This is a genomic window from Parasediminibacterium schistidii, assembly GCF_046546515.1.
GTDB lineage: Bacteria > Bacteroidota > Bacteroidia > Chitinophagales > Chitinophagaceae > Parasediminibacterium.
The window spans coordinates 24,296-30,843 of the sequence record NZ_JBKHKJ010000040.1; the positions used below are offsets into that span (position 1 = coordinate 24,296).

Below are 6,548 nucleotides of genomic sequence, written 5' to 3' on the forward strand. Positions count from 1 at the left end.
TTTAAAAGTGAAACAATCAGGTTGCTAAGATATTTTTTTAAACCATTGAAACTGTATTATTTTTTAGAATTTACTGAGGCGTTATCTTAATCAATTTGCTATGATGCCACAAAAACACAAAAGGGACAAATTTTTATAAGAAGAAAAAGAAAGAAAATGCCCCTTTACTTAATTTGCTTCTTAGTGTTTCTTTATTACTTTGTGGTTTTGTGGCAAAATTATAATCGAATAGTAACGTTTTTTTTTATCTTGCCAGCATGAAAAAAATTATCATCACTGTTGACGGGTATTCATCTTGTGGCAAAAGCACACTGGCAAAGGCGCTTGCAAAAAAATTGAATTATGTATTTATAGACAGTGGTGCCATGTATAGGGCTATTACTTTTTACTTTTTGCGCAATAATATTGATTGGAACAACACGGGGGAAGTAATTGAGGCACTTAAAAACATACATCTTTCGTTTACCTATAACGAAAAGTATGGTAGCAGCGACATATTGCTGAATGGTGAGAATGTAGAAACCCATATACGTGAAATGGCTATAAGCGATAAAGTAAGCGATGTAGCTGCCGTGAAAGAAGTAAGGGAGTTTACTGTTGCCCAGCAGCAAACAAACACCGCCAGCAAGGGCATTGTGATGGATGGGCGTGATATTGGCACTGTTGTTTTCCCCGAAGCTGAGTTGAAAATATTCCTTACTGCCGACCCAGCAGTAAGGGTAGAAAGGCGGTATGCCCAAATAGTGCTTAAAGACCCCACTATAACAAGGGAAGAAATAAAGAAAAACCTAGAAATGCGTGATTACCTTGACTCTACAAGGGAGATAAGCCCACTAAGGAAAGCCGAGGATGCCATAGTGCTGGACAATAGCCACCTTACGCAGCAGGAGCAGGTTGATTTGGTACTGCAATGGGCAAATGAAAAGATAAATAGCTAGCTGCAACAAACCTTGTAAGGCTTTTAAGCCTTACAAGGCAATATCTACCCATTGTAATAGCTGTTCCAAGTACTGCTGGTCTGTCTCGTCAAAAGCACTTAGGTATTCACTGTCAATGTCCAATACGCCGGCCACTTCACCATCATGGAACAAGGGCAGTACAATCTCGCTTTTAGAAAGGCTGCTGCATGCAATATGCCCTTCAAATTTTTCAACATCAGGCACGATAAGCGTTTTTGCCAGTTCCCAGCTTTTGCCGCAAACGCCCCTTCCTTTTTTTATGCGGGTGCAAGCTATTGGCCCCTGAAAAGGAGCCAATACCAATTCTTCATTTTTTACTAAATAAAAACCTACCCATAGCCAGCCAAACTGTTGCTTTAGTGCTGCGGTAATATTTGCAAGGTTGGCTATCAAATCATTTTCACTTGCTATGAGTGCCTCTATTTGTGGCAAAAATGCTTTGTATTGTTCTGCTTTTGTGCCTTGTATTACCAATAAATCTTCTGCCATAATACCTTCTTGGAAAAGTTGTTTTGAATATGATTTTCTTAAACCCGGATTTTGAAGTTGAAATCTATTGCAAGCCCCAACTACTTCAAATACAAGTGTTTGCTTGATTTTTTGGCCTTGCCATAGTTCACTATGTTTTCGACCAAAAATTCGGCTCAAATACTTGTCTTTATTGCATTTTAGCCTCTCATAACGAAGTCAACTGCAAAATTCGGGTAAAATGAATTCAGCTCTTAAGGCTACTAAAGGATATTATAAGTTTAGTGCAAACAAAAAATATAACCAAAAACAGAGAAGCTATTTGCACTAAAAACATTAAGTAAAATACATCAAATTGGTATTGGGCATTTTGCAAATAATTAAATTAGGTAAAAGTATAGACACAAAAATACCATACAAATCATTGATATGTATGGTACTAAGAATATAAATTAATATTAAACGAGTACTGCTTTATTTTACAGCTACCAGTTGCTGCCTTTTAAGTTGTAAAGCAACATAAGCAACGCCTGTAGCAATAAGCATAACACTCATGCCCCTGTCTAATGGTACAACAGGACCATCAGCTGATGGATCAGAGAAACCTGGATCTCCAGAACCAGGCCCACCAGGAAAATCTGCAGGAGTTTGTGCATTTACATTTGAGTGCAAGCATACACCTAGTAGGGCAACAAAGCAAATAAGTTTAATTTTTTTTCTAACTTGTTTCATATAAATAAAATTTCTTGTGCACTCGTTTAACAAATTCAATAATATCAATTCCTTTGCAATAATAAGTATTTATTTTAGTACAAATAAAATAAATTTAGGTTTTTTTTATAAAATGTTAATAAAAAGGCAATTTTGCTGTATAACAATGGGTTAAACCTCTTTTTTAAAGCAGTTTATTTCCTTTTCTATATTTAGGTAAGGATATTGTTGCTTCATTTGCACTGCTTTTTTTAACTGTGCGTCAAGAAATTGGCGATGCTGATTTGATGCAGGGTTGAATGCTTTGTGGTTGCTTGCCGTTACTAATTTTTTTATATCTTCCATTAACTGCCGGGTTGCCTCGCTGCAGCAACTTTCGGCAAATTTTTCAAGTACAAACTGGGTGGCAGCATAGTTTGGGTGCGCAAGGTCAATATCAAAAAAACGGTAGTCCCTCAACACATCTATAACCAATTCGTAAGCAGGGAAATAGGAGATTTGCCCAAATTTGCCTGCTAAGTGGTGCACTGCTTCTATTAGCCTTGCCTTGCTGCGGTTATTGTCTACTACGCCATCCCTTAAATGCCTTACTGGGCTGATGGTAAGCATTACTTTTATGTGTGGATTAAACTGGAATAATAGCACAAATGCGCTTTCAAGCGCAGCTATGGTTTCCTCTATGGTAAATAAGTGCTTGGTAAAAGTTTGAGCGGGAGCTTTGTGGCAATTGGCAACTGGTTGGTTGTTTTCAACAAGCTTATAACCAAACGAAGACCCGAGTGTAACAATCAGCCAATTGGCCTCTTTTAAAAATTCATGTGCTGTTTGCTGCGATTGGTTGATGCCATCTAAAACAGCTTGTTTGTTAATGCCCGAAAAGCGGCTATGGTGGTGCCAGCTATGCCATGCTTCGTTTAAATAAAACAGTTCGCTTGGTAAGTATTGTTTGTTCTCAATATAAGAAATAAGGCTGCTGGCTACGCTGATGGGGTCGAATAAAATACCATTTGGGTTTTGTAGCACGTTGAATTTTACATCACGCAAATAGTTGCCAATATGTTCTGTAAAGCAAGACCCAACTAGCAATAGATTATCGTGGTAAGTAATTGCTGGCTCAATGGGTTTTATGAATATGTTGGTAAAAAATTGCACGCTATTAATTTAAAACTCAAAACTTAAAACTCAAAACAATTTCATCCCATCCTTTGTTTCAATGCCTCATAAAGCACTATGCCTGCTGCTACGGATACATTGAAAGAATCGAACTTGGTGGCCATTGGTATGGAAAAAAAGGCATCGGCAGCTTTTGCAAGGTAGGGCTGTACTCCTTTTTCCTCATTGCCCATGATGATGCAGCAGCCATCGGTTAGCGGCAACTCGTAAATCTTTTTCTCGGCCTTCATCTCGCTCGTGTATACCAATACCCCTTTTTCGCGCAGGCTGTCCACTGCCTTTATCAAGCTATTTACCCGTATAATATGTATATGGTCCAATGCGCCTGCACTGCTTTTCATGGCTTCCTCGTTCAAAAGCCCTACGCCCTTGTCCGGGATAATAATGGCTTGTGCGCCACAGCAATATGCACTGCGGGCAATTGCCCCTATGTTCCTTACATCTGTAATGCCATCAAGCATTATAAACAAAGGTGTTTCTCCTTTTTCTGTTATTTCTTCCAATACCTCATCTAATTCTTTATATACCACCAATGCAGCAAGGGCAATTACCCCTTGGTGGTTGGCTTTGGTCATATAATTTAGCTTTTCCACGGGTACCATTTGCATTGGCACGTCAAACTCTTTCGACAATGCCCTGATATGCGACAGTACTTCGCCACTGGCATTTTTTTGCAGCAAAATTTTATCTATTACCCTGCCGCTTTGCAATGCTTCCACCAAAGGCTGGCGGCCAATAATAAGCGTTTCTTTTTTCGACATTTTGTAAAAATAGTTGACAATTAATAATTGACAATTTAAAAAGCAAGTTACTACTCAGGTGTTTTTTTGCCACAAAGGCACAAAAACACGAAGTAACACGAAGGAAAAAGAAGAAGGAAAGTAACTTAATTCGTTATGTCCACTTTCCCCTTCAAAATCAATAACTCTAGCTTTTGCAATGCCAACAAAGAAAGCCCATCTTTTAGCCTGCCATCATTTGCCATGGCAAACACTTCTTCAAGAGGCAGTTTTTTCACGGCCAATTGCTCAGTTTCCTCGGGTTCTGCCTCGTGCTGGGTAAGGCCTGTGGCCAAGAAATATTCGGCATATTCATCGCCTACAGAGTTGGATAAGTAGGCATCACTAAGTTTTAGCCAGTTTTCCGCTTTTAACCCTGTTTCTTCCAGCAGCTCTCGTTTGGCCGCCTCAAGCGAATCTTCTTCCCAAGGGCAGCCGCCTTCAGGTATCTCCCAGCTAAATTGGTTGATGGTAAACCTATATTGGCCTACCAAATAAGTAAACCCTTCTCTGTCCACTGCTATCACGCCAATTGCTTTGTTTTTAAAATGCACTTTGCCATAAATGCCTTTTCCGCCACTTGGGTTCAGTACGTTGTGGTGTATAACCGAGATCCATGGGTTGTCGTAACTGGTATGTTGGTCTATAATTATCCAGGGATTGGTATTTTCATCGTGCATTTTATAAATCTTAAAAGTTAAATAATGATTTTATGGTTATCCTAAATCTTGTGTGGTATGTTTTAATCACAAGGCACACAAGGAATAAGAAACACAAGGAACACAAGGCGATACGCTTATGCTTTCGTGGTTATGCCCTATAAAGTACCTGCAATGTGTCGGTTGTTTTTTGCGAAAGCAAAATGGTTTTCCCTTTTGTCATTTTATCAATGGCACTATCGTTGTAGTGCCTTATGGTTAAAAGTTCTAACCCCGTTTCTACCTGCACGTCAAAAATTGCTGATGCAGCCGAGGCCAATTGTTCCACTTTGTCTTTGCGGCCATCCATGCACAGTTGCAGGCTTATCGCTCCGGTTTGGATGAGGTTGGGTTTTATTTTTAAGTCTTTGAATATTTTATACAATGCAATCAAAGGTTCATCCCCAACAAAAGAAAAATCTTGGCTGTGCAAATGCACCAGCACCTGTGCTTGCTTTACCACAAATATGGGCGGCAGGTTTTTCACTTGCTTTTTATAGATGGTAGTGCCGGGCAGGGCAGGGTTTAAGAAGCATTTTACATGCAACGGTATACCTTTGTTTTGCAGCGGCTTTATTGTTTTTGGGTGGATAACCTGCGCACCGTAATAAGCCATTTCTATTACCTCGTCAAAACTTAATTCTTTTAGAATTTGCGCTTCTGGAAATGTTTTGGGATCGGCGTTCATCACCCCTTCCACGTCTTTCCATATCGTTAGGCTTTCTGCATCTAATAAATTGGCAAAAATGGCAGCAGAATAATCGCTTCCCTCACGGCCTAGCGTAGTGCTTTCGTTTTCATCGGTGGAGCCAATAAACCCTTGGGTTATATAGATAGGAAAGGTGCTGAAGTTAATTGCCGTGTCAATAGCTTGTTTTGTTCGCTTCCAGTCTATAGAAGCATCCCTGAAATTATCATCGGTGCGTACAATGTCCCTAACATCTAGCCATGTATTGGCTATACCCGCTTCGTTTAAATAATTGCTCACGATACAGGTACTTAGCAATTCGCCTAGGCAAACAATCTGGTCGTAATAATAATCGTATTCACGCACGGGCTTATCATGCAGCAGCCATTCTACTTCCGTGAAAAAGTCGTTTAGCTGGGCATAGCATATATTGTAATGCGTTACTAATAAGTATTTGGCAATGGTGGTATGCTGCTGCTTCACCACGTTGAACAGTTGCAAAGCCTGTTCCTTATTATGCTCGAAAAAAGTTTCAGCCACTTTCTCAAGCGCATTGGTGGTTTTGCCCATGGCAGACACGATAATCATTAAATCTTCGCCTTGGTAACTATTGATAATGGCTGCCACATTTTCTATCCTGCCAATGTCCTGCACGCTTGCGCCCCCAAACTTAAATACTTTCATTTCCCTTTTTTATAGTTGAAACCGGCGGCAATATTAGCAATTATACTTGACGCAGCATGGGATTGTGGAAAGTACAATGGCACTAGGCCACAAAGTTTCAAGAAGGTCAAAAGACCTTAGTAATATTGAGGAAATAAATTTCTCCCTTTTCAGACCCGTTGGTTGCAAGATTTGTCAGGTAGCCTGTTTAGAATAGAGGTAAACCTCTTCATTCACTTTCCAATGGGTTTCAACCCATTGTTTTCACGGGGTTAAAACCCAATGGAGTAGGTGAAAACTGTACTAAAATAACCAATTGATTTTAAATAACCTACCTGACACGTTTAAACGGAGAAAGTTATTTCAGAAACTTTACTTAGGCAACAAGTTGCCATCATTAGGCATCTTA

At 39.6% G+C, this 6,548-nt stretch carries 7 protein-coding genes; 1 reads left to right on the forward strand and 6 read right to left on the reverse strand.

Going from position 1 to position 6,548, the window contains the following annotated elements:
* The first annotated feature begins 257 nt into the window (after nt 1-257).
* On the forward strand, nt 258-938 hold the full coding sequence (cmk, locus tag ACHFIY_RS17430; RefSeq protein WP_410847402.1) for a (d)CMP kinase: 681 nt from the start codon (nt 258-260) through the stop codon (nt 936-938).
* Between the two features lie 30 nt (nt 939-968).
* Here cmk and ACHFIY_RS17435 read toward each other — a convergent pair whose 3' ends face one another.
* From ACHFIY_RS17435 to ACHFIY_RS17460, 6 genes are all read right to left on the reverse strand, one after another.
* Complete coding sequence (locus ACHFIY_RS17435; protein WP_410847403.1) at nt 969-1,448, reverse strand: GAF domain-containing protein; 480 nt, start codon at nt 1,446-1,448, stop codon at nt 969-971.
* Between the two features lie 453 nt (nt 1,449-1,901).
* Complete coding sequence (locus ACHFIY_RS17440) at nt 1,902-2,159, reverse strand: hypothetical protein (RefSeq protein WP_410847404.1); 258 nt, start codon at nt 2,157-2,159, stop codon at nt 1,902-1,904.
* Nucleotides 2,160-2,309: 150 nt separating this feature from the next.
* Complete coding sequence (locus tag ACHFIY_RS17445) at nt 2,310-3,290, reverse strand: GSCFA domain-containing protein (RefSeq protein WP_410847405.1); 981 nt, start codon at nt 3,288-3,290, stop codon at nt 2,310-2,312.
* A gap of 41 nt (nt 3,291-3,331) precedes the next feature.
* Nucleotides 3,332-4,072, reverse strand: coding sequence for a 23S rRNA (guanosine(2251)-2'-O)-methyltransferase RlmB (rlmB, locus tag ACHFIY_RS17450; protein WP_410847406.1), 741 nt, complete (start codon nt 4,070-4,072; stop codon nt 3,332-3,334).
* A gap of 125 nt (nt 4,073-4,197) precedes the next feature.
* Nucleotides 4,198-4,770 carry an NUDIX domain-containing protein gene (locus tag ACHFIY_RS17455; protein ID WP_410847407.1) on the reverse strand — a complete coding sequence of 191 codons (573 nt, stop codon included), beginning with the start codon at nt 4,768-4,770 and terminating at the stop codon, nt 4,198-4,200.
* Nucleotides 4,771-4,900: 130 nt separating this feature from the next.
* A complete protein-coding gene (locus ACHFIY_RS17460; protein WP_410847408.1) occupies nt 4,901-6,160 on the reverse strand; it encodes an aspartate kinase in 1,260 nt (419 codons plus the stop codon).
* Nucleotides 6,161-6,548: the final 388 nt, after the last annotated feature.

Coding starts and splice junctions, on each gene's coding strand:
- ACHFIY_RS17435 (WP_410847403.1), bottom strand. CDS start 1,448: ATGGCAGAAGATTTATTGGTAATACAAGGCACAAAAGCAGAACAATAC.
- ACHFIY_RS17460 (WP_410847408.1), bottom strand. CDS start 6,160: ATGAAAGTATTTAAGTTTGGGGGCGCAAGCGTGCAGGACATTGGCAGG.
- ACHFIY_RS17440 (WP_410847404.1), bottom strand. CDS start 2,159: ATGAAACAAGTTAGAAAAAAAATTAAACTTATTTGCTTTGTTGCCCTA.
- ACHFIY_RS17455 (WP_410847407.1), bottom strand. CDS start 4,770: ATGCACGATGAAAATACCAATCCCTGGATAATTATAGACCAACATACC.
- rlmB (WP_410847406.1), bottom strand. CDS start 4,072: ATGTCGAAAAAAGAAACGCTTATTATTGGCCGCCAGCCTTTGGTGGAA.
- cmk (WP_410847402.1), top strand. CDS start 258: ATGAAAAAAATTATCATCACTGTTGACGGGTATTCATCTTGTGGCAAA.